The organism is Janthinobacterium leeuwenhoeki (assembly GCF_051380795.1).
Lineage (GTDB): Bacteria > Pseudomonadota > Gammaproteobacteria > Burkholderiales > Burkholderiaceae_D > Janthinobacterium.
Genome location: NZ_JBNYXT010000015.1, coordinates 20,664 through 40,604, shown reverse-complemented (window position 1 = coordinate 40,604; position 19,941 = coordinate 20,664). Strand labels below are relative to the sequence as shown.

The following is a 19,941-nucleotide window of genomic DNA, read 5'->3' as shown; positions in this document are numbered from 1 at the left end:
TGTTTTCCGACAGTACGACATAATTTATCGAATTAAGGCCAAGCTGATGGGTGTACCTATCCTCCACCATACCCGCATGTGTCCGCCACGGGAAGCGCCCAGCGCGACCATTCCCGTGACCATGATCGCGCGCGACCTGCAACCCGATGAATTCTTGTTACCGCACAGCCATCCCTGGGGCCAGGTCACGATGGCGCTCGAAGGCGTGCTGCGCATCACCGCCAACAACAGCAGCTGGGTGCTGCCGCCCATGCGCGCCATCTGGATCGCGCCCAACGTGGAGCATGCCGTCACGATCCTGGAAAAAACCCGCTTGCGCCCCCTGTGCATCCATGCCGCGCGCGCACCGTTCGCCGGCCAGGACTGCAAGGTGCTGGAAGTATCGAACCTGCTGCGCCAGCTGATCATGGCGCTGGAACAGCTGGACCCGGGACAGGAACCGGCGCGCGAGGCGCTGCTGGCCGAACTGATCCTCGATGAATTGAAACGCTCGGCCACGCGCCCCATCCGCGTGCCCTTGCCCAGCGACAAGCGCCTGAAAACCCTGTGCGACAGCCTGATCGAGAAACCGGGTTCGCACCAGACCCTGGAACACTGGGCGCAGCAGGTCGGCGCCTCGGAGCGTACCCTGGCGCGGCTGTTCGAACGGGAGTTGGGCATGAGTTTTGGCCAGTGGCGCCAGCAGGTGCGCCTGGCGCACGCGGCGCCCCTGATCGCGCGCGGCGTGCCGCTGTCGCAGGTGGCCGAAGAACTGGGCTACGCCAGCCAGTCGGCCTTTTCCGCCATGTTCAAGAAGACCTTCGGCAGTTCACCATCGGCCTTCTTTGCCCAGGGCGAGCGTCCTTAGGCCATGAAGTCGAACAAGGAGTACTTGCCCGTATAACCAGGAAGGGCCGAGTTCGCTCCCATCTGTTCCTGCGCCGAGTACGCTTTCACCAGCGCCTGCGCCTGCGCCGTCAGCGCCTTGGCCAGCACGGCTTTCTTGTTGGTGAGCGTCGTGATGTCCTTGCCGACCGTCTGCACTTCCTTGCGGATGATGCTCGTTTCGCCCGTCAGCTCGCCGATCTTGCTGGCGAACTGGTCCGCCACACCCTTGCCGTTATTCGTGAACAGCTTGCTGACGGCGTCCGGATCGGCCGCGATGGCGGCCTTGAGCTTTTTATCGTCGAGCACCAGCTCGCCGCTCTTGCCCAGGGTCACGCCGGCGCTGCCCAGCACCGACGACGGCACGCCCGTGCTGGCCGTGCGCAGCACTTGCTCCATCTGCGAACGCACCTGGCCCAGTGCCGTGTCGGACTTCAAGTCGCCCTGCTGCAAGCTCTGCAGCTTGCTGTTGAGTTCATTGTAGGCCGTGACGAAGCTGGCCACATTGCTGGCGATCTGGCTGCTGTCCTTGGCGATGACGAGGTCGGTCGTGCCCTTTTTCTTCAATTCGATGGTGGCGCCCTCGATGGCCGTCGTCAGCGTATTCGTGGCGCTCTTGATGTCCTTGCCGTCGACGGTCAGCAGCGCGTCCTGCGCGGCGGCCGTCTGCTGCATGCCCTTGCCGGCGCCGGGCGCATAACTGAGCAGGTTGCTGACGGCCGCGTCACCGGCCACGCTGATGCGCATGCTGCTGTCGGCGCCACTCTTGCCGTTCAAGGCCAGCGAATAGCCATCGGGGCCCTTCACCACGCTGGCGTCGATGCCCTGCTGCTTGAGCGCGGCAGCGATGCCGTCGAGGCTATTATTGCTGCTGTCTATCGTCAGCGAAATGATCTTGCCGCTGCCCGGCGTAAATTGCTTGCCGTCGGCCGTACCCACTTCGATTTTCACCAGCGCCGGCGCACCCGTGCCGATGGCCGCGCTCGACGACTTTTGCGCGCCGCTGAGCAAGGTCTGCCCCTGCGCCAACTGTTTGACGTTCAGTTCATGGCTGCCGCTGGCGGCCTTGTCGGTGGTGGTGGCGCTCAGCACATCCTTGGCGCTCGACGTGGCCGATGTCGCCAGGCCGCTGCCGGCCATGTTCTTGGCCACGGTCTGGAATTTTGCCAGCGCCGATTGCAGCTGGCCCAGGCCCGAGAATTTGGCCTGGTCGCGCGCCAGGCTGGCATTGAGCTTGACGACGCCCGTGTTTTGCGACTGCATCTGGCGCTCCACCTTCGCATACACATCGGCCGATATATTGCCCTGCGTCGTCTGCTGCGTGTTGTTGGTGTAGGCCCTGCTGTTGATGGTCGAATTAAACATGGTAGGCGTTCCCGTCAAGTGTTAGGTCATGGCACACGGTTCAAATCCTGACCGTGCTGCGCTCGAAAAGGACGGCAGGCGCGCGTGGCGCGGCGGCGTCCCTCTTCTGGTTGATAATTATGCAGTATTACCGAAATATCAAAACAGCGAACAGAGCAGGTTTTTCCTGACTGCAAACCCATATGCACCATTTTAGCGCATTTGACCCGCCGCTTATCTTCGGGCTTGCCTCAGCGCATGAATTTCGAGATGGCACTGCTGACGGCCATGTCCAGCTGCAGGAACGTGAGTCCCACCTTGAAACCGGCACTGCTGAAAATGCAGTGCGAGACGGACACGCGCGCCTCGATGATGTGCGCCGAGCCATCGTAAAACAACTCGAACAGCACCTTGCCCTGCTTGCCTGTCGGCACCGGTTCCGCGATGACGGCCGCCATGCCGCCCGGCCCCACATCGAGGGTGCGCGCCGCCACGGGGCCCGCGCCATCGATTACCAACATTGCCTTGGCACGCAAAATCTTGCGTGCGCCCTGCCTTTGCTCAACTGACACTGTATTCCGCTTCTCTATCAATTCATTGTCGATGCGGATTCATGGGGTGAATCCATCGGACAAATATTATAGTTCTAAACGGAAATTCTGTTTGACTTGTCTCAAGCTTGGCATTTAAACCATACCAACTTTTACTCCAGGTCGCGCAGCTTGTTGAACGCTTCGTCAATGCGCTCGACGCCGATGACCTTGAGGCCTTCGATGGCTTGCTTGGGCAGATTGGACTTGGGTACCACAGCCAGGGTAAAGCCCAGCTTGGCCGCTTCGCGCAAGCGCTCCTGGCCGCGTGGCGCGGGACGGATTTCGCCCGCCAGTCCCACTTCGCCAAACACCACGAGTCCCCGCGGCAGGGGCTTGTTGCGCATCGACGAGTTAATCGCCAGCAACACGGCCAGGTCGGCCGCCGGCTCCGTGATCTTGACGCCGCCGACGGCATTGATAAAGACGTCCTGGTCGAAGGCGGCGATGCCCGCGTGGCGGTGCGCCACGGCCAGCAGCATGGCCAGGCGGTTCTGCTCCAGGCCGACGGACAGCCGGCGCGCGTTGGGCAAGTGACTGGTGTCGACCAGGGCCTGGATTTCCACCAGCAGCGGGCGCGTGCCTTCCTGCGTCACCATCACGCAGGAGCCGGGCACCTGGTTGTCGTGCTGCGACAGGAACAGGGCGGACGGGTTCGACACCCCTTTCAGCCCCTTTTCCGTCATGGCAAACACGCCCAGTTCATTGACGGCGCCGAAACGGTTCTTGATGGCGCGCACGAGGCGGAAGCTGGAATGGGCATCGCCCTCGAAATACAGCACCGTGTCGACGATGTGCTCGAGCACGCGGGGGCCGGCCAGCGCGCCCTCTTTCGTCACGTGGCCCACCAGAATGATGGTCACGCCCGTCTGCTTGGCCGCCCGCGTCAACTGCGCCGCGCATTCGCGCACTTGCGCCACGGAACCGGGCGCCGAGCTGAGGGCGTCCGAATACACGGTCTGGATGGAGTCGATCACCACCACTTCCGGCTTCAGGTCGTGCAAGGTGGAGAGGATCTTTTCCAGCTGGATCTCGGCCTGCAATTTGAGTTCCTTGGCGTCGATGACGAGGCGCTTGGCGCGCAGGGCGATTTGCGCGCCCGATTCCTCGCCGCTGACGTACAGCACGCGCTTGTGATGCGACATATTGGCCAGCGCCTGCAGCAGCAGGGTCGACTTGCCGATGCCGGGGTCGCCGCCGATCAGCACCACGCCGCCGGCCACCATGCCGCCGCCCAGCACGCGGTCAAATTCCTCGATGCCCGTGCCGAAGCGGGGCACGTCGATGGCGTCGATATCGTCAAGCGACAGCACGGGCGCCGTCTGCGCCAGCGACATGTGCTGCGGGTTCGAATAGCGGTTGTTGCCGCCCGTCTCGGGCAGGGTTTCCACCATGGTATTCCACTGGTTGCACGAGGTGCATTGCCCCATCCATTTATTACTGATGGCGCCGCAATCGCTGCAGGTGTAGATGGTCTTGACTTTTGCCATGGTGTACTTTGCCCGGGTAAGGAATAATGCTGTTTATATATACAGTGGATTCACAGTATATACAAATCGCCGCCCGCGGTCACGCCTCGTTCACGGGCACGCGCGGCGCCAGTGCGCACATCAGCTCGTAGCCGATGGTGCCGGCGGCCAGGGCCACCTCGTCAATCGGCAGGCCCTGGCCCCACAAGATGACGGCACTGCCGACTTTTGCGCCCGGCACCTGCGTCAGGTCGACCATCAGCATGTCCATCGACACCCTGCCGATGAGGCTAGTGCGCACGCCGTCGACCAGCACGGGCGTGCCTTCGGGCGCATGGCGCGGGTAGCCATCCGCATAGCCGCAAGCCACCACGCCCACCTTGATATTGCCGGCCGCTTCGTAGCGGCTGCCATAGCCCACCACTTCGCCTGCGGCGATCTCCTGGATGCCGATGATGCTGCTGCGCAAGGTCATGCTGGGCAGCAGGCCGAACGCTTGCGCCGACGTGCCGCCGGGAGCGCCGCTGGGCGTGCCGCCATACAGCATGATGCCGGGGCGCACCCAGTCGCTGTCCAGATGGTGCAGCAGCAAGGCAGCCGAATTGCACAAGCTGCGCGGCAAGGCCGTGCCTTCGCCGGCCGCGCCGATGCTGGTCGCGCCCGCTTCAAACCGCAACATCTGCTGAGCCAAAGGCAAGCGCGAGGGCGCCGCCTCGTCCGCATTGGCGAAATGCGTCATCAGCGTGATGGTGCCGATATGCGGCATGGCGCGCAGGCGCGCATATGCACCCGCCACGGCGCCCGGCGTAAAACCCAGGCGGTTCATGCCCGTATTCATTTTCAAGTGCACATCGATGGCGTGCGGCAGGCGCGCCGCTGCCAGCATGGCGATCTGCTCGTCGCAATGCACGCTGCCATTCAAGCCATGGTGCGCCATGACCGGCAAATCGCTGGCATCAAAAAAACCTTCCAGCAGCAAGATGGGCTTGGTCCAGCCCAGTTCGCGCAAGCGCACGGCGTAATCGACCTCGACCAACGCCAGGCCATCGGCCCCGGCAAAGCCCCGCATGGCCCGTTCCAGGCCATGGCCGTAGGCGTTCGCCTTGACGACGGCCCACACCTTGGCGCCACCGGCGCCGGCACGGGCGCGCGCCAGATTGTGTTGCATGGCATCGAGATGGATGGTGGCGATGAGGGGCCTGGGCATATGCGTCGTTCACGGCGGGTGGGAAAGCCGTATTTTAACGGATGCACAGTAAGCGGACACTGCAGACGCCCACGATCGTGCACAGAGGACATTATTTACAAAATGTTCACATGTGATGTATTTTTCTACGGCAGAAAAATTAAGCTTCGCTTAGGCAAGACGATGCAAAGCAGCCCCTTGCAAACTTGGGGTTTGCCGTTTTTTCGTGGTATAAAGCAAGCCAGATATGATTTCAGGCAATCCAGAATGAATCGTGGTTTTTATACCATCATGGCGGCGCAGTTCTTTTCCTCGCTGGCAGATAACGCCCTCTTTTTTGTCGCCGTCGATTTATTGGTGTCCATGAAATCTCCGGCGTGGATCACGCCGCTGCTCAAACTGTCGTTCGTGCTGTTTTACGTGCTGTTGGCCGCTTTTGTCGGCGCCTTCGCGGATGCTCTGCCGAAAGGCAAGGTCATGTTCATCGCCAACATGGTCAAGATCTTTGGCTGCGCCCTCGTTTTCTTCCATGTGCATCCGCTGCTGGCCTACGCCGTCGTCGGTTTTGGCGCGGCCGTGTACTCGCCCGCCAAGTACGGCATCCTGACGGAACTGCTGCCGCCGGAAAAGCTGGTGGCGGCGAATGGCTGGATCGAAGGCTTGACCGTCACCTCCATCATCCTCGGCACCGTCATGGGCGGCGCACTCGTCAGCGGCCACGTGTCCGACATGCTGCTGTCCTTCGACTTCCCCCTGATCGACACGGGCATCAGCAACAAGACAGAAGCGGCCCTGTGCGTGGTGGTCGGCATTTATGTCATGGCGACGCTGGCCAACCTGAAGATTCCCGACACGGGCTGCGTGTATGCGCACCAGGAACGCAATCCTATCAAACTGATCACCGATTTTGCCAATTGCTACTCCATTCTGTGGAAAGACAAGCTGGGCCAGATCACCCTGGCCGTGACGACCCTGTTCTGGGGCGCTGGCGCCACCTTGCAGCTGATCGTGCTGGAATGGGCCAAGCAGTCGTTGAACATGCCATTCGACAAGGCGACCAGCCTGGTAGGCGTGGTCGCCATCGGCGTGGCCGCCGGCGCCGTGCTGTCGGCCCGCTTCATTCCACTGCGTAAATCGCTGACCGTCATTCCGCTGGGCATCGCCATGGGCGTGATCGTCATGATGATGACGCAAGTGCACTCCGTATGGATCGCCTACCCGCTGCTGATACTCATCGGCGCTCTGTCCGGCTTCTTCGTCGTGCCCATGAATGCCCTGCTGCAACACCGCGGCCACGTGCTGATGAGCGCGGGCCATTCCATCGCCGTGCAGAACTTCAATGAAAACCTGTCGATTCTGACCATGCTGGCCGTGTATTCCATCATGATCCGTTTGCACCTGCCGCTCAATATCATCATCACCCTGTTCGGCCTGTTCGTTGCCGGCACCATGTACATGATCATGCGCAAGCACAAGCTGAACCAGCTGGAACACGACAATCTGTCCTTGATTGGCGAGCAGAAGCACTAAACCCAAGCAAGGGCTGGGGTCAGACCCTGAGGGTCTGACCCCGGATGTCGTTTGGGGTTGAGTGGCTTAAATCGGCAGCACACCAGCCAGCCGCCGCGCAGCAGCCTGCTCCGTCCAGTCATGCGGCACGACAAACCCGCGCGTGCGCTCCACTTCCCAGCCTTTGACATTGTCCACCGTGGCCACCATCACTGCTTGCGCCAGATCAAACAAGCGCGCCCGCAAGGCATCGACGTCCAGCACTTCCACCTCGCGGCCCTTGAACGGCGCCAACCACTGCAAGCGCGGCAGCACGACATAGCGCTGCGGCGGCAATTGCGTTGGCGTGCACCAGAAGCCGTGTCCGTGTTCCTGGGAAATGCCGTCCATGGCGGGCGTGGCGCCCGATCCATAAAACAACCAGCCCTTGACCAGCGCCTGCGCCGCGCGCACGGGGTGCGCCAGCAGGCTTTGCGCGGCCGGATGGCGGGACAAGGCCAATTGCTTGTCGAGAATCTTGCGCATCTTCAATCCCAGGGTATCGGCCAGATTCGGGCCGATCAAGTGATTGAAGACGCCGGGATCTGGCGCGCCTTCGAGCAGGTAGAACTTGGTGGCAAATTCCCAGTGCAGCAGGTCGTTCCCGTCACGCAGCAAGAAATCGAACTCGCCCACCGTGTCGTTGCGGTTCACTTGCACCTGCAAGCCATGCGCTTGCAGCAGTCCATGCTGTTCAAAATAAAAGGCCAGCAGCTTTTCAGCATACAGGCCCAGGCGGGAATAGAATTTCGGCCCCAACGCCGCATCGAGCGACGATGGATCCTCTTGTAGCGCCCCCAGCCACGCCGCCACGGCAGGCGCGACGGGCGCGAGGCTGGCGATGCGCCCGCCCCAGTGGGGGCTGGACGGGTCCAGCAAATCGGGCGAGTCGAGCAGCCAGGCCAGCGCACGCACGCGGGGGTGCGTCAAATGCTCCCAGCGGCGCTCGAAGCGGGCCTGGAAGGTGCCGATGGCCGACTCAATCACCGTGCGTGCTTTTCGCCAGGCACAGGTCAGCCCAGGCGCGGGCCTTGGCCTTGCCCGTCTCGTCCTGCAGCAGCATTTCCGGATGGAAGGTGGCGACGACCGAGGCATTGCCCAGTTGCCGCACGGTGCCGCGCACGGGCTTTTCGCCGGGATTGATGCCGGCGGCGGCCATCGAGCCGAGGGTGACGATGGTGCGCGGCTGCAGCAAGGCCAGCTCGCGATCAAAGTACGGGCGGCACGCGGCCGACTCGGTTGCTGTCGGCAAGCGTTCCTGACCCGCCTCGTCGAGCGGACGGCATTTCAGCAAGTGCGTGATATACACGCCGCTGCCCGCATCGACGTCGATGGCTTTCAGCATATTGTCGAGCAGTTTTCCCTGCTCGCCCGGCAAGGCGCGCCCTTCGCGTTCTTCCGCGCGCGACGGGCTGCTGGCCAGCATCAGCCAAGCACCCTGGCGGTCGCCACGCCCCATGACGACGCCCTTGCGCGTCTTGCACAAGTCGCAGCGCGCGCATTTGGCGACGGCGGCCGTCAAGCCATCCCAGTCGAGGGCGGCAATATCGGCATCGCTCAGCTGTCTGGCCAGTGGCGGTGGCGGCGCATCGTCGAACCAGGCCGTATCGGCCGACTCGGCGGCAGGAACTGGCGTCACGGCAACGGCAACAGGCGCTTCGGCCTGCACCTCGGTGACCACCTCCGTCACGGCTTCAACGGCCTCGGCCACAGCTTGCACCACGGCGACGTCCATTTCCACGGGAGCTACAACGACGTCAACCGCCTCCGGCACGCCACCCTGGCGCAAGCGCCACAGGGGGCCGACACCCATTTCATCGAGGAAAACGGCGCTGCGGCTCATAAGGTATAACGCATCACGATGGCGTCCTCACGTTGCGAGTTGCTGGCCGGGTAGTATCCCTTGCGCCGGCCAATCTGTTCAAATCCATAGCGCTGGTAGATATCGAGTGCGCGCACGTTCGACGGGCGCACTTCCAGCAGCATCGATTCCATGCCCAGCTGGCGCGCGCAGGCGCACGACTGGTTCAGCAGAAAACGGCCCAGGCCCTGACCCTGAATGGCGCCCTCGACGGCCACGTTCAGCAAGTGCGCCTCGTCAACGACCAGCATCAGCAAAAAGTAGCCGAGCAAGGTGCCATCCACGTCGCGCAGCACCCAGGCCGGGTAGCCGCTCTTGAGCGAATCGACGAAGTTGCCATGCGTCCAGGGATGCGGATACACGCGCTGTTCCAGCGCCAGCACCTCAAACAGATCCGCTTCAAGCATCGGCTGATAGTCGAGGCGCAGCAAGTCCCAGCCGGCAGCACCATTCTGGCCCGCCTCCATCATTGCGCCGGCTCCGCAGCGGCCTTGGCCTGTTGCATCTCGTGCCGCTCCGCGCTCGTGTAAGCGATCTTGTTGCGCAAATACAAAGGCTGCGCCTCGGCCGCCGTCACGCACTGACCGGCCACAAAGGCGATGCGCGCCAGTTGCGCCACTTGCACGGCGTGCGGCATGATGGCCGCGTCCGCGCTGGCCGCGCACGGCAGCGCGGCCAAGGCGTCGGCATAGGCCGTAAAGCCGTTGCCGCAGCCGACCACGTCGCCTTGCGGCGCCACGCCGGCCGGCGCGCTCAGGGCCGGTGGCAACACGGCCTGCAAGCCATCTTGATAGTCATATTGCGCCCAGTACACTTCGCCCATGCGGGCGTCGAGCACGCTCACGATGCGCTGCGCGCCATGCTGCTGGTGGCATGCCAGCGCCATGGCGTCGAGCGTGACGACGGGCACGACGGGCAGATTGGCGCCATAGGCCAGGCCTTGCGCGATGCCGCAGGCCGTGCGCACGCCCGTAAACGAGCCGGGGCCGGAGCCGTAGGCGATGGCGTCGACGTCGGCCAGGGTCACGCCCGCTTCGGCCAGCAATTCCTGCACCATCGGCAAGATCGACTGGGAATGGGTGCGCACGCCCGACGACGCACGGGACAGGACGACATCGCCGCGCAGCAAGGCGCAGGAGGCGAGTTCGGACGAAGTTTCAATAGCAAGTAAGGTGGGAAGTAAGATAGGCATGGCGTATTTTACCTTGCCGCGCCATGGCGCGGCACTCCCCGCTACGGCATGCCATGGCGAGCGAGGCTTGCTCTCAGGCCGATGCGGCTTGACGCGGCTTGCACAGCGGGCCCGCGAGGACGGCTATAATGAAAGACGCAGCTTATTATTTGACCGGCATCAGGTCTGCCGCACCAAGCAATTATTCAGTAAATACTTAGCAGTAAATACTTAGCATTAAATACTTTGCAGTAAGCACTTAGCAGCAATCGCTTAGCAACATCGCCTTTCCACTCTTGCCCTGGTCCGTTCCGTGAATCCACTTCTTGCTAAACTGCAACCATATCCATTTGAAAAGCTGCGCCAGCTGTTTGCCGGCGTAACGGTCAACCCCGAGTATGCGCCCATCAGCCTGGGCATGGGCGAACCCAAGCACCCGACGCCGGCCTTCATCGAGCAGGCATTGACCGACAATATCCACGGCCTGGCCAGCTATCCGACCACCATCGGTTCGGAAGCCTTGCGTAATGCGATCGCCGGCTGGCTGGAGCGCCGCTACGGCATCCCCAAGCTCAATCCTGCCACACAAATCCTGCCCGTGAACGGTTCGCGCGAAGCGCTGTTTGCGCTGGCGCAAACGGTGATCGATCCGTCGGCCGGTTCGCTGGTGATCAGCCCGAATCCGTTTTACCAGATCTATGAAGGCGCGGCCTACCTGGCCGGCGCCGAACCGTATTTCGTCAATTCCGATCCCACGCGCAATTTCGGCTGCGACTATGACAGCGTGCCGACTGCCGTGTGGGAAAAGGTCAAGCTGCTGTTCCTGTGTTCGCCCGGCAACCCGACGGGCGCCGTGCTGACCCTGACGGACTGGGAACACCTGTTTGCCCTGTCCGAGCGTTACGATTTCGTCATCGCCGCCGACGAGTGCTATTCCGAGATTTACCACGGCGACACGCCCCCGCTGGGCGCGCTGCAGGCGGCGCACATGCTGGGCCTGTCCACCATCGAACGCCCGTATGCGCGCCTGGTGGTGTTTTCCAGCCTGTCGAAGCGTTCGAACGTGCCGGGCATGCGCTCGGGCTTCGTCGCCGGCGATGCGGAAGTACTGAAAAAATTCCTGCTCTACCGAACCTACCACGGCGGCGCCATGAGCCCCGCCGTACAGGCGGCCTCCGTCGCGGCCTGGAACGACGAAACCCATGTCGAGGAAAATCGCGCCAAGTACCGCGCCAAGTTCGACGCCATCACACCGCTGCTGCAAACGGTGATGGACGTGCAATTGCCGGACGCCGGTTTCTACCTGTGGGCCGACGTCAGCCGCACGGGACTGTCCGACACGCAATTCGCGCAACGCCTGTACGCCGAATATAATGTGACGGTATTGCCTGGCAGCTACCTGGCGCGCGACGCGCACGGCATCAATCCGGGCCGCAACCGCATCCGCATGGCCCTGGTGGCCGAAACGGCCGAAGGGCTGGAAGCGGCGATGCGCATAGTAAAATTCTGCCAGCAGCTTTCCGCATCCGCATCAACTCCGCATTAACCCTACATAAACAAGACATCATCATGAGCCAACAACTGCAAATCATCATCGACCAGGCCTGGGAAAACCGCGCCGAGATCAATCCGCGCAACGGCACGGCCGAACTGCGCGACGCCGTCTCCCACGTCATCAATGGCCTGGATAACGGCAGCATCCGCGTGGCGGAAAAAACCTCGGGCGACTGGGTCGTCAACCAGTGGGTCAAGAAAGCCGTGCTGCTGTCGTTCCGTCTGGAAGACAACGTCGTCCTGCCATCGGATGGCACGATGCAGTTCTACGACAAGGTGCCGACCAAGTTCGCCAACTACACGGCCGAAGACTTCGCCAAGGGCGGTTTCCGCGTGGTGCCGCCAGCCGTCGCCCGCCGCGGCAGCTTCATCGCCAAGAACGTCGTGCTGATGCCGTCCTACGTCAACATCGGCGCCTACGTCGATGAAGGCGCCATGGTCGACACCTGGGCCACCGTCGGCTCCTGCGCCCAGATCGGCAAGAACGTCCACCTGTCCGGCGGCGTCGGCATCGGCGGCGTACTGGAACCAATGCAAGCGAACCCGACCATCATCGAAGACAATTGCTTCATCGGCGCCCGTTCGGAAATCGTCGAAGGCGTGATCGTCGAAGAAAACTCGGTCATCTCGATGGGCGTGTACATCGGCCAATCGACCAAGATCTACGACCGCGCCACGGGCGAAGTGACCTACGGCCGCGTGCCCGCCGGCTCCGTCGTGGTCTCGGGCAACCTGCCTTCGGAAGACGGCAAGTACTCGCTGTACTGCGCCGTCATCGTCAAGCGCGTGGATGCAAAAACCCGCGCAAAAACGGGTATCAACGAACTCTTGCGCGGCATTTAAATACTGCGCCGCAAGGCGCGCACAGCACTCTGAATGTCCCGCTTAGTCGGGACATTTTCATTTCTATTCGACAACTTCAATCGTCGCGCTATCCTCTTCCATCCTGTCCTATACTGGATGGCATGCATACTCCTCCCGTCTTGATCGTCGGCGCCGGCCCTACCGGCCTCATGCTTGCCTTGCGCCTGGAGCGCCATGGCGTAGCTTGCCGCATCATCGACAAAAACAGTGGCCCCGGGCAGGCGTCGCGGGCCATGGCCGTGCATGCGCGCACCCTGGAGTTTTACCAGCAGCTGGGCTTTTCCGACGAACTGGTCAGCCTGGGCATCAAGATCAATGCCATGCACATCCATGAAGGCGGCGAGGAGCTGGTGAAACTGGCGCTGGGCGAGATCGGCGAAGGCTTGAGCCCCTACCCTTTTGTGCTGAGCCTGCCGCAGGACGAGCATGAACGCTTTCTTATCAGCAAGCTGGCGGCGGCCGGCGTGCACGTGGAATGGAATGTGGCGCTGGACCTGTGGATGCAGGACGATAGCGAAGTGCAAGCCATCCTGCTGAAAGATGACGAACGACAATATTGCACGTTTGACTATATCTGCGGCTGCGACGGCGCCCGCAGCAAGGTGCGCGAAATCGCCGGTTTCGACTTTTCTGGCGGTACCTACGACCACCTGTATTACGTGGCCGATGCACAAGTGGCCGGCAAGAATACGGATTTGCACGCCCACCTGGGCGCTAACTCGTTTGCGCTGATGTTGCCCGTGCGCACCAGCGGCATGCAGCGCCTGATCGGCATCCTGCCCGACCGTCCCGATGGCGCGCCGGCGCCCGTCTTCGACGACGTGCGGGAACAGGTGGAAAGCTTGCTGAATATCCAGGTCGAGCACGTGAACTGGTTTTCCACGTACAAGGTGCATCACCGGGTGGCGGCGCAATTCCGCGAGCGGCGCTGCTTCATCCTCGGTGACGCGGCCCATCTGCACAGCCCCGTGGGCGGCCAGGGCATGAACACGGGCCTGGGCGACGCCGTCAACCTGGCCTGGAAGCTGGCGCAAAAGCTGCGTGGCCAAAGCAACGACGCCCTGCTCGACACCTATGAAAGCGAGCGCATCGTGTTTGCCCGCAAACTCGTCGCCACCACCGACCGCGCCTTCCAGGCCATCGTCGCGCAAGGCATGGCCGGGCAATTCCTGCGCCGCTGGCTGGTGCCCCACGCGCTACCCTTCCTCTCCGGCTTCGGGCGGGCACGCCGGCTGCTGTTCCAGACGGTGTCGCAAATCCAGATCAGCTATGAAGGCAGCGCCCTGTCCGCGGGCCACGCGCAATACCTGCGCGGCGGCGACCGCCTGCCATGGTTCTCCGACGGCACGCAAGACAATTTTATCGCCTTGCGCAGCATGGATTGGCAATTGCACATCTATGGCGAGCCGGCGCCCGAACTGCTGGACGAAGCGCGCGTGCTGAAACTGCCCGTGCATTGCTACACCTATAACGTGGCCGCCAAACTGGCCGGCCTGGGCCGCGACGCGGCTTACCTCGTGCGCCCCGACGGCCATATCGCGCTGGCCCTGCACCTGCAGGAAAGCGGCGCCCTGCGCGCCCTGGCCCTGCGCCTGGGCCTGCATTTTGGTCCCGCAGAATCGGGCAAGACGGCGCCACGGCCCGTGTAGGGAAAATCACTGGGGCGTGCTGCACTGCCGCATCGACTGCCGTATCGACTGTATAATGGCGGCTAACATCGCATTTTGCTCTGGCGCAAGCGCCGCGATCAAGCGAACCGCATTCATTCCCCTTGGCCCTACCCATGACGACCATTACACTTTACGGTATCCCCAACTGCGATACCGTCAAAAAGGCCCGCACCTGGCTGGCCGCGCAGCAACGCGACTTCACTTTCCACGACTTCAAGAAGCAGGGCCTGGAACGCGCCACCGTGGAAGCATGGCTGCAGCAGCTGCCGTGGGATGTGCTGGTCAACAAGAAAGGCACGACCTGGCGCGCCCTGTCCGACGAACGCAAGGCATCGATCAGCGATGCGGCCAGCGCCGTGGACCTGATGCTGGAAAACCCGTCCATCATCAAGCGCCCCGTGCTGGACAAGGATGGAAAGTTCAGCGTGGCGTTTTCGGATGCGCAATACAAGACCATTTTCTCGCTGTAACCCTCTAGTTGACCACCGGAACGATGTTGCCGGCACGACCTTACTCATGACCACCTCCAAAACCCTCGCCCTGACCGAAAAACTGATCGCCCTGTCCTCGGTCACGCCTGATGACAAGGGCTGCCAGCAGCACTTGATCGACATCCTCACGCCGCTGGGCTTTGTCTGCGAGACGATACAGTCGAACGACGTCACCAATCTGTGGGCACGCCGCGGCACCACCTCGCCCGTGTTCGTCTTTGCCGGCCATACGGACGTGGTGCCCACGGGCCCCGTCGAGCAATGGCGTTCGCTGCCCTTCATCCCCACGCACCGCGACGGCAAGCTGTACGGCCGTGGCGCGGCCGACATGAAGACCTCGATCGCCGCCATGGTGGTGGCCTGCGAGGAATTCATCGCCGCCACGCCCGGGCATACGGGCTCGATCGCCTTTTTGATCACCAGCGACGAAGAAGGCCCGGCCACGGATGGCACCGTCATCGTCTGCGACAAACTGAAGGAACGGGGCGAGCAGATCGACTATTGCCTGGTGGGCGAGCCGACGTCGAGCGCGCAGCTGGGCGACATGATCAAGAATGGCCGCCGCGGTTCGCTGTCGGGCCGTTTGACGATCAAGGGCGTGCAAGGCCATATCGCCTACCCGCACCTGGCGAAAAACCCGATTCATGAAGCGGCGCAGGCGCTGGCCGACCTGGTCGAGGAAAAATGGGATTCGGGCAACGAATACTATCTGCCAACCTCGTGGCAAATGTCCAACATCAACGCGGGCACGGGCGCAAACAACGTGATTCCGGGCGACATGGTGATCGACTTTAATTTCCGCTTTTCCACGGCCAGCACGGCGGAAAACCTGCAGGAACGGGTGCACGCCATCCTCGACCAGCATGACTTGCAATACGATTTGCAGTGGACCCTGAGCGGCCTGCCCTTCCTCACGCCGCGCGGCACCCTCTCCGATGCGCTGTCCACCGCCATCCTGGAAGAAACGGGCATCACGACGGAGCTGTCGACCACGGGCGGCACCTCGGATGGCCGGTTTATCGCGCAAATCTGCCCCCAAGTGATAGAATTCGGGCCGCCCAATGCCAGTATTCACAAGATCGACGAGCACATCGAACTGCGCCACATCGATCCCCTGAAGAATATTTACCGGCGCACGCTGGAGCATTTGCTGCCCGCCTGAAGCAGAATACCGAGGCCCGTCACGGCGGGCCAGAACACCGTCTTTTCGAGAATGCCATGACCCCGAACCCGTTTTCCACGCCACGCGACCTGCTGCGCTACGCCGTTACCCGTTTTAATACCGCCAAGCTGTTTTTCGGCCACGGCAGCGCCGAAGCGTTCGACGAAGCGGCCTATCTGATCCTGCACACGTTGAAGTTGCCGCTCGACAAGCTCGAACCTTTCCTCGACGCCAAGCTGCTGCCGTCGGAAGTGGCCAGCGTGATGACGGTTATCGACCGCCGCAGCATCGACCGCGTGCCAGCTGCCTACATCACCAAGGAAGGCTGGCTGGGCACCTACAATTTCTATGTGGACGAGCGCGTGATCGTGCCCCGCTCCTTCATCGCCGAGCTGATCCCCGAATACTTCTCGCCATGGGTGGCGGAACCGGAAGCGGTGGAAAACATCCTGGAACTGTGCACCGGTTCGGGCTGCCTATCCATCATGATGGCCGACGCCTTCCCGAACGCCGCAGTTGACGCCGTGGACATTTCCGCCGACGCGCTGGCCGTAGCCAAGCGCAACGTCGACACATACAAATTGCAGGACCGTGTCACCTTGATCGAATCGGACCTGTACGCCAACGTGCCGGCCAAGAAATATGATTTAATCATCAGCAACCCGCCGTACGTGAATTCCGCCTCGATGGGCGCCCTGCCCCAGGAATACCTGGCCGAACCGCAAATCGCCCTAGACGGCGGCAGCGACGGCATGGACCTGGTGCGCAAGATCATCGCCGGCGCGGCCGAACGCCTGACCGACGACGGCATCCTGATGATTGAAATCGGCAACGAACGCGCCTACGCGGAAGCGGCCTTCGGCGAGCTGGGCCTGACCTGGCTGACGACGAGCGCCGGCGACGACATGGTATTCCTGCTGACGGCCGAGCAGCTGAAGCTGGGTTAATTGACAAACGCACGACCTCACTCAACCCAATAGCAAATGCCGGAGTCGCACCCTCAGGGTACGACCCCAGGTTTGCGCCTTTGGGTTAAAACACAAAGAAAAAAATGATACGTTTCCTACAAGTAAGCCTGATGCGCGGCATCAAACCGTTGCTCGAACAAGTCGATGTCACCCTCAATCCGGGCGACAAGATCGGCCTGATCGGCGCCAATGGCGCGGGCAAATCGAGCCTGTTCGCCATGATGCGTGGCGAATTGCACCCTGACCAGGGCGAGATCGATTTCCCGGCCAAATGGCGCGTGGCTTACGTGGCGCAGGAAACGCCGCCGCTGGACCGTGCCGCGCTCGACTACGCTATCGACGGCGACGCCACCTTGCGCAAACTGGAAGCGGAGCTGGCGCAACTCGAGTCGCAACCGGAAAGCACGGAAAACGGCATCGCCATCGGCAACATGTACAGCGCGCTGGCCGATGCCGACGCCTACACGGTGCAGTCGCGCGGCGAGCAATTGCTGCTGGGTCTGGGCTTCACCCTGGACCAGATGCAGCAGCCTGTCGCCAGCTTCTCCGGCGGCTGGCGCATGCGCTTGAACCTGGCGCAAGCGCTGATGTGCCCGTCCGACCTGCTGCTGCTCGATGAACCGACCAACCATTTGGATCTGGACGCCATCATCTGGCTGGAAGACTGGCTCAAACGCTACGCCGGTACCTTGCTGATCATTTCCCATGACCGCGACTTCCTCGATGAAGTGGTCAACGTCGTCGTGCATATCGACGAGCGCAAACTGAAGCGCTACTCGGGCAACTACTCGAGCTTCGAGCGCCAACGCGCGGCGCAGATGATCCTGGCCGCCGGCGCGCTGGAAAAGCAGCAGCGCAAGCGCGCCCACCTGGAATCGTTCGTGAACCGCTTCAAGGCGCAAGCTTCGAAGGCCCGCCAGGCGCAAAGCCGCATGAAGGCGCTGGCGAAGATGGAAGAGCTGGCGCCCTTGCGCGCCGCCGCAGAATTCTCGTTCGAATTCCGCGAGCCCTTGAGCGCGCCGAACCCGCTGATGGTGATGGAAGACGTCGATGCGGGTTACAAGATCGAAAACGAAGCCACGGGCGAAATCACGCACAAGACCATCGTCAACGGCATCAAGTTTTCGCTGCAGATCGGCCAGCGCATTGGCCTCCTGGGCCAGAACGGCGCCGGCAAGTCGACCCTGATCAAGACCATCGCCGGTGAACTGATGCCTTTGAACGGTGATGCCACCATGGGCAAGGGCCTCAACATCGGCTACTTCGCCCAGCACCAGGTGGAAATGCTGCGCCACGACGAATCGCCGCTGTGGCATCTGGCGAAGATCGCCCCGACCGTGCGCGAGCAGGAATTGCGCAACTTCCTGGGCGGTTTCAATTTCCCCGGCAACATGGTCACGGCGTCGATCGCACCGTTTTCGGGCGGCGAAAAAGCCCGTTTGGCGCTGGCCCTGATCGTCTGGCAGCGTCCGAACTTGCTGCTGCTCGATGAACCGACCAACCATCTGGATCTGGAAACGCGCGAAGCGCTGACGGAAGCGCTGGCCCAGTTCGAAGGCACCCTGGTCGTCGTGTCCCATGATCGCCATTTGCTGCGCGCCACCACGGATGAATTCATCATCGTTGCCGACGGCAAGCTGCAACCGTTCGACGGCGACCTGGACGACTACAAGGATTGGCTGTTCAAGACCAAGCTGGGCAAAGGCACGGACGTGCTGCCAGCCGCTGGCAAGGCCAACAAGACCGACTTCCCGGTGACTTCTTCCGTACCTTCGCCGGTAGCGGCCCCCGCCCCTGCCGCGCCCGTGCGCGACAAGCGCCAGGAAGCGGAAGACCGCCAGAAGGCAGCCGCCTTGCGCAAGCCGATCGAAAACAAGATCAAGCGCCAGGAAGAGCAGATCGCCAAGCGCAACGCGCAAAAGGCGGAAACGGAAGCCAAGCTGGGCGAACCGACCATCTATGACGCGGCCAACAAGGCCAAGCTGAAGCAATTGCTGGCCGACCAGACCTTCTTCACCAAGGACCTGGCGCAGCTGGAAGCGGAGTGGCTGGACTTGCAGGATCAGTTAGAGAAACTGGGCTAATGCAAAACACAAAGACGACTCCCGGGTCGTCTTTTTTTTATGCCGCCTGCATCGGGCTGGGGCTGCGGATGGCCATCAGGCGGTCGATGTCGACGAGGATCAGCCGGCGCCCCGCCACCGTGCCCAGGCCCAGCAGATAATCGGCTTCCGCCTCGCCCAGGCCAGGCACGGCAGCGATGTCGCTGGCGGCCAGGCTGACGATATCGGTGACGCCATCGACCACCATGCCCATCACGCCATTGCTCAGCTGCAGAATGATCACGTCGGTAGCCGGGTCGGGCGCGCCGTGGGCGCTGCCGAACGCGGCGCGCATGTCGACGATGGGGATGATCACGCCGCGCGAGACGGCCACGCTGTGCAGCACTTCCCCTTCCGAGGAAAAACGGTCGAGCTCCTTCAGCGGGCGCAATTCCCGCACGCAGCGGTAATCGAGACCGTATTCCAGGCCGCCCAGCCGGAAGCTCAAGTACTGCGTCAGATATTGGGCCGTTGCGGCGCCAGGCGTCGTCGTGGGCTGCATGGTGTTCCTTTCATCCGGTAAGCGCTGCCAGGATGCGCAGTGGCGCAACGTTGGCCCCATGCTAACCAGCATCACCTCAGGCGGCGTTGAGAAACATCAACTTTCCCGGAAGGCATGCCTAGCCTCACTGCCCAGCCTTGCGCCGGCGCAGCCATCTTCCCTTACAATACCCACATCGTTTCCCCACAGGCCGGCCATGCAACACCTCGTCAATCCCGCTGAAGTTGAATTTTCCGCCATCCGCGCCCAGGGCCCGGGCGGGCAGAACGTCAACAAGGTGTCCAGCGCCATCCACTTGCGCTTTCCCATCGCCGCCTCGTCGCTGCCGGAAGCGTACAAGGAACGGCTGCTGGCCCTGCGCGACAGCCGCATCAGCAAGGATGGCGTGCTGGTGCTCAAGGCGCAGCAGTCGCGCAGCCAGGAGCAGAACAAGGAAGAAGCCTTGCGGCGCTTGCAGGAAATCATCGACAGTGTCACGTTCCTGCCCGCCGTGCGGCGCGCCACCAAGCCCACGCGCAGCTCGCAGCGGCGCCGCCTCGACAGCAAGAGCACGCACAGCGTGCTGAAACAGTCGCGCGGCAAAGTGACGGATTAA

The 19,941-nt window shown here is 62.3% G+C and carries 19 protein-coding genes; 10 read left to right on the top strand and 9 right to left on the bottom strand.

Going from position 1 to position 19,941, the window contains the following annotated elements; all coding sequences use genetic code 11:
* Nucleotides 1-46: 46 nt before the first annotated feature.
* Nucleotides 47-847, top strand: a complete 801-nt coding sequence (locus ACQ4WS_RS13780) for an AraC family transcriptional regulator (RefSeq protein ID WP_436477079.1) — start codon at nucleotides 47-49, stop codon at nucleotides 845-847.
* Here ACQ4WS_RS13780 and fliD read toward each other — a convergent pair.
* The 4 genes from fliD to alr form a co-directional block, all read right to left on the bottom strand.
* Nucleotides 844-2,229 carry a flagellar filament capping protein FliD gene (gene fliD, locus ACQ4WS_RS13775; protein WP_436477077.1) on the bottom strand — a complete coding sequence of 462 codons (1,386 nt, stop codon included), beginning with the start codon at nucleotides 2,227-2,229 and terminating at the stop codon, nucleotides 844-846. The two genes, ACQ4WS_RS13780 and fliD, sit on opposite strands and share 4 nt — an antisense overlap.
* A gap of 230 nt (nucleotides 2,230-2,459) precedes the next feature.
* On the bottom strand, nucleotides 2,460-2,780 hold the full coding sequence (locus tag ACQ4WS_RS13770; RefSeq protein ID WP_436477075.1) for a PilZ domain-containing protein: 321 nt from the start codon (nucleotides 2,778-2,780) through the stop codon (nucleotides 2,460-2,462).
* Between the two features lie 131 nt (nucleotides 2,781-2,911).
* The gene (radA, locus tag ACQ4WS_RS13765) at nucleotides 2,912-4,288 is read right to left on the bottom strand and encodes a DNA repair protein RadA (protein WP_131687285.1); all 1,377 of its coding nucleotides are present in this window, start codon (nucleotides 4,286-4,288) and stop codon (nucleotides 2,912-2,914) included.
* 79 nt (nucleotides 4,289-4,367) lie between these two features.
* Entirely contained in the window at nucleotides 4,368-5,474 is a 1,107-nt protein-coding gene (alr, locus tag ACQ4WS_RS13760) for an alanine racemase (RefSeq protein ID WP_436477073.1), read from the bottom strand.
* 246 nt (nucleotides 5,475-5,720) lie between these two features.
* Here alr and lplT point away from each other — a divergent pair, with 246 nt between their 5' ends.
* Complete coding sequence (gene lplT, locus ACQ4WS_RS13755) at nucleotides 5,721-6,983, top strand: lysophospholipid transporter LplT (RefSeq protein WP_436477072.1); 1,263 nt, start codon at nucleotides 5,721-5,723, stop codon at nucleotides 6,981-6,983.
* 66 nt (nucleotides 6,984-7,049) lie between these two features.
* Here lplT and ACQ4WS_RS13750 read toward each other — a convergent pair whose 3' ends face one another.
* The 4 genes from ACQ4WS_RS13750 to tsaB are packed head-to-tail and all read right to left on the bottom strand — an operon-like array spanning nucleotide 7,050 to nucleotide 10,054.
* Entirely contained in the window at nucleotides 7,050-7,985 is a 936-nt protein-coding gene (locus ACQ4WS_RS13750; RefSeq protein WP_436477207.1) for a DUF1853 family protein, read from the bottom strand.
* Entirely contained in the window at nucleotides 7,981-8,844 is an 864-nt protein-coding gene (locus tag ACQ4WS_RS13745) for a uracil-DNA glycosylase (RefSeq protein WP_436477070.1), read from the bottom strand. Before ACQ4WS_RS13745 ends, ACQ4WS_RS13750 begins: the two co-directional genes overlap by 5 nt.
* Nucleotides 8,841-9,329 carry a ribosomal protein S18-alanine N-acetyltransferase gene (gene rimI, locus ACQ4WS_RS13740; RefSeq protein WP_436477205.1) on the bottom strand — a complete coding sequence of 163 codons (489 nt, stop codon included), beginning with the start codon at nucleotides 9,327-9,329 and terminating at the stop codon, nucleotides 8,841-8,843. Before rimI ends, ACQ4WS_RS13745 begins: the two co-directional genes overlap by 4 nt.
* Nucleotides 9,329-10,054, bottom strand: coding sequence for a tRNA (adenosine(37)-N6)-threonylcarbamoyltransferase complex dimerization subunit type 1 TsaB (tsaB, locus tag ACQ4WS_RS13735; protein WP_436477068.1), 726 nt, complete (start codon nucleotides 10,052-10,054; stop codon nucleotides 9,329-9,331). Before tsaB ends, rimI begins: the two co-directional genes overlap by 1 nt.
* Nucleotides 10,055-10,346: 292 nt before the next feature.
* Between tsaB and dapC the strand changes: the two genes are divergently transcribed.
* From dapC to ACQ4WS_RS13700, 7 genes are all read left to right on the top strand, one after another.
* Nucleotides 10,347-11,579, top strand: a complete 1,233-nt coding sequence (dapC, locus tag ACQ4WS_RS13730) for a succinyldiaminopimelate transaminase (protein ID WP_436477066.1) — start codon at nucleotides 10,347-10,349, stop codon at nucleotides 11,577-11,579.
* 23 nt (nucleotides 11,580-11,602) lie between these two features.
* Entirely contained in the window at nucleotides 11,603-12,430 is an 828-nt protein-coding gene (dapD, locus tag ACQ4WS_RS13725) for a 2,3,4,5-tetrahydropyridine-2,6-dicarboxylate N-succinyltransferase (protein WP_436477064.1), read from the top strand.
* A gap of 122 nt (nucleotides 12,431-12,552) precedes the next feature.
* Complete coding sequence (locus ACQ4WS_RS13720) at nucleotides 12,553-14,100, top strand: FAD-dependent monooxygenase (protein WP_436477063.1); 1,548 nt, start codon at nucleotides 12,553-12,555, stop codon at nucleotides 14,098-14,100.
* A 134-nt stretch (nucleotides 14,101-14,234) separates the two neighbouring features.
* Nucleotides 14,235-14,591 (top strand): ArsC family reductase, encoded by a 357-nt coding sequence (locus ACQ4WS_RS13715; protein ID WP_436477061.1) that lies wholly within the window; start codon nucleotides 14,235-14,237, stop codon nucleotides 14,589-14,591.
* 46 nt (nucleotides 14,592-14,637) lie between these two features.
* Nucleotides 14,638-15,774: a succinyl-diaminopimelate desuccinylase gene (gene dapE, locus ACQ4WS_RS13710; protein WP_436477059.1), complete on the top strand. Its 1,137-nt coding sequence runs from the start codon at nucleotides 14,638-14,640 to the stop codon at nucleotides 15,772-15,774.
* 56 nt (nucleotides 15,775-15,830) lie between these two features.
* On the top strand, nucleotides 15,831-16,721 hold the full coding sequence (gene prmB, locus ACQ4WS_RS13705) for a 50S ribosomal protein L3 N(5)-glutamine methyltransferase (RefSeq protein ID WP_436477057.1): 891 nt from the start codon (nucleotides 15,831-15,833) through the stop codon (nucleotides 16,719-16,721).
* A gap of 104 nt (nucleotides 16,722-16,825) precedes the next feature.
* Entirely contained in the window at nucleotides 16,826-18,826 is a 2,001-nt protein-coding gene (locus ACQ4WS_RS13700) for an ATP-binding cassette domain-containing protein (protein ID WP_436477056.1), read from the top strand.
* 37 nt (nucleotides 18,827-18,863) lie between these two features.
* On the opposite strand, the gene ACQ4WS_RS13695 is transcribed toward ACQ4WS_RS13700, so the two are convergent.
* On the bottom strand, nucleotides 18,864-19,346 hold the full coding sequence (locus ACQ4WS_RS13695; protein WP_436477054.1) for a chemotaxis protein CheW: 483 nt from the start codon (nucleotides 19,344-19,346) through the stop codon (nucleotides 18,864-18,866).
* Nucleotides 19,347-19,542: 196 nt separating this feature from the next.
* Here ACQ4WS_RS13695 and arfB point away from each other — a divergent pair, with 196 nt between their 5' ends.
* The gene (gene arfB / locus ACQ4WS_RS13690) at nucleotides 19,543-19,941 is read left to right on the top strand and encodes an alternative ribosome rescue aminoacyl-tRNA hydrolase ArfB (RefSeq protein WP_034749850.1); all 399 of its coding nucleotides are present in this window, start codon (nucleotides 19,543-19,545) and stop codon (nucleotides 19,939-19,941) included.

Coding starts and splice junctions, on each gene's coding strand:
- ACQ4WS_RS13780 (WP_436477079.1), top strand. CDS start 47: ATGGGTGTACCTATCCTCCACCATACCCGCATGTGTCCGCCACGGGAA.
- fliD (WP_436477077.1), bottom strand. CDS start 2,229: ATGTTTAATTCGACCATCAACAGCAGGGCCTACACCAACAACACGCAG.
- radA (WP_131687285.1), bottom strand. CDS start 4,288: ATGGCAAAAGTCAAGACCATCTACACCTGCAGCGATTGCGGCGCCATC.
- alr (WP_436477073.1), bottom strand. CDS start 5,474: ATGCCCAGGCCCCTCATCGCCACCATCCATCTCGATGCCATGCAACAC.
- lplT (WP_436477072.1), top strand. CDS start 5,721: ATGAATCGTGGTTTTTATACCATCATGGCGGCGCAGTTCTTTTCCTCG.
- ACQ4WS_RS13745 (WP_436477070.1), bottom strand. CDS start 8,844: ATGAGCCGCAGCGCCGTTTTCCTCGATGAAATGGGTGTCGGCCCCCTG.
- rimI (WP_436477205.1), bottom strand. CDS start 9,329: ATGGAGGCGGGCCAGAATGGTGCTGCCGGCTGGGACTTGCTGCGCCTC.
- tsaB (WP_436477068.1), bottom strand. CDS start 10,054: ATGCCTATCTTACTTCCCACCTTACTTGCTATTGAAACTTCGTCCGAA.
- dapD (WP_436477064.1), top strand. CDS start 11,603: ATGAGCCAACAACTGCAAATCATCATCGACCAGGCCTGGGAAAACCGC.
- ACQ4WS_RS13720 (WP_436477063.1), top strand. CDS start 12,553: ATGCATACTCCTCCCGTCTTGATCGTCGGCGCCGGCCCTACCGGCCTC.
- ACQ4WS_RS13715 (WP_436477061.1), top strand. CDS start 14,235: ATGACGACCATTACACTTTACGGTATCCCCAACTGCGATACCGTCAAA.
- dapE (WP_436477059.1), top strand. CDS start 14,638: ATGACCACCTCCAAAACCCTCGCCCTGACCGAAAAACTGATCGCCCTG.
- prmB (WP_436477057.1), top strand. CDS start 15,831: ATGACCCCGAACCCGTTTTCCACGCCACGCGACCTGCTGCGCTACGCC.
- ACQ4WS_RS13700 (WP_436477056.1), top strand. CDS start 16,826: ATGATACGTTTCCTACAAGTAAGCCTGATGCGCGGCATCAAACCGTTG.
- ACQ4WS_RS13695 (WP_436477054.1), bottom strand. CDS start 19,346: ATGCAGCCCACGACGACGCCTGGCGCCGCAACGGCCCAATATCTGACG.
- arfB (WP_034749850.1), top strand. CDS start 19,543: ATGCAACACCTCGTCAATCCCGCTGAAGTTGAATTTTCCGCCATCCGC.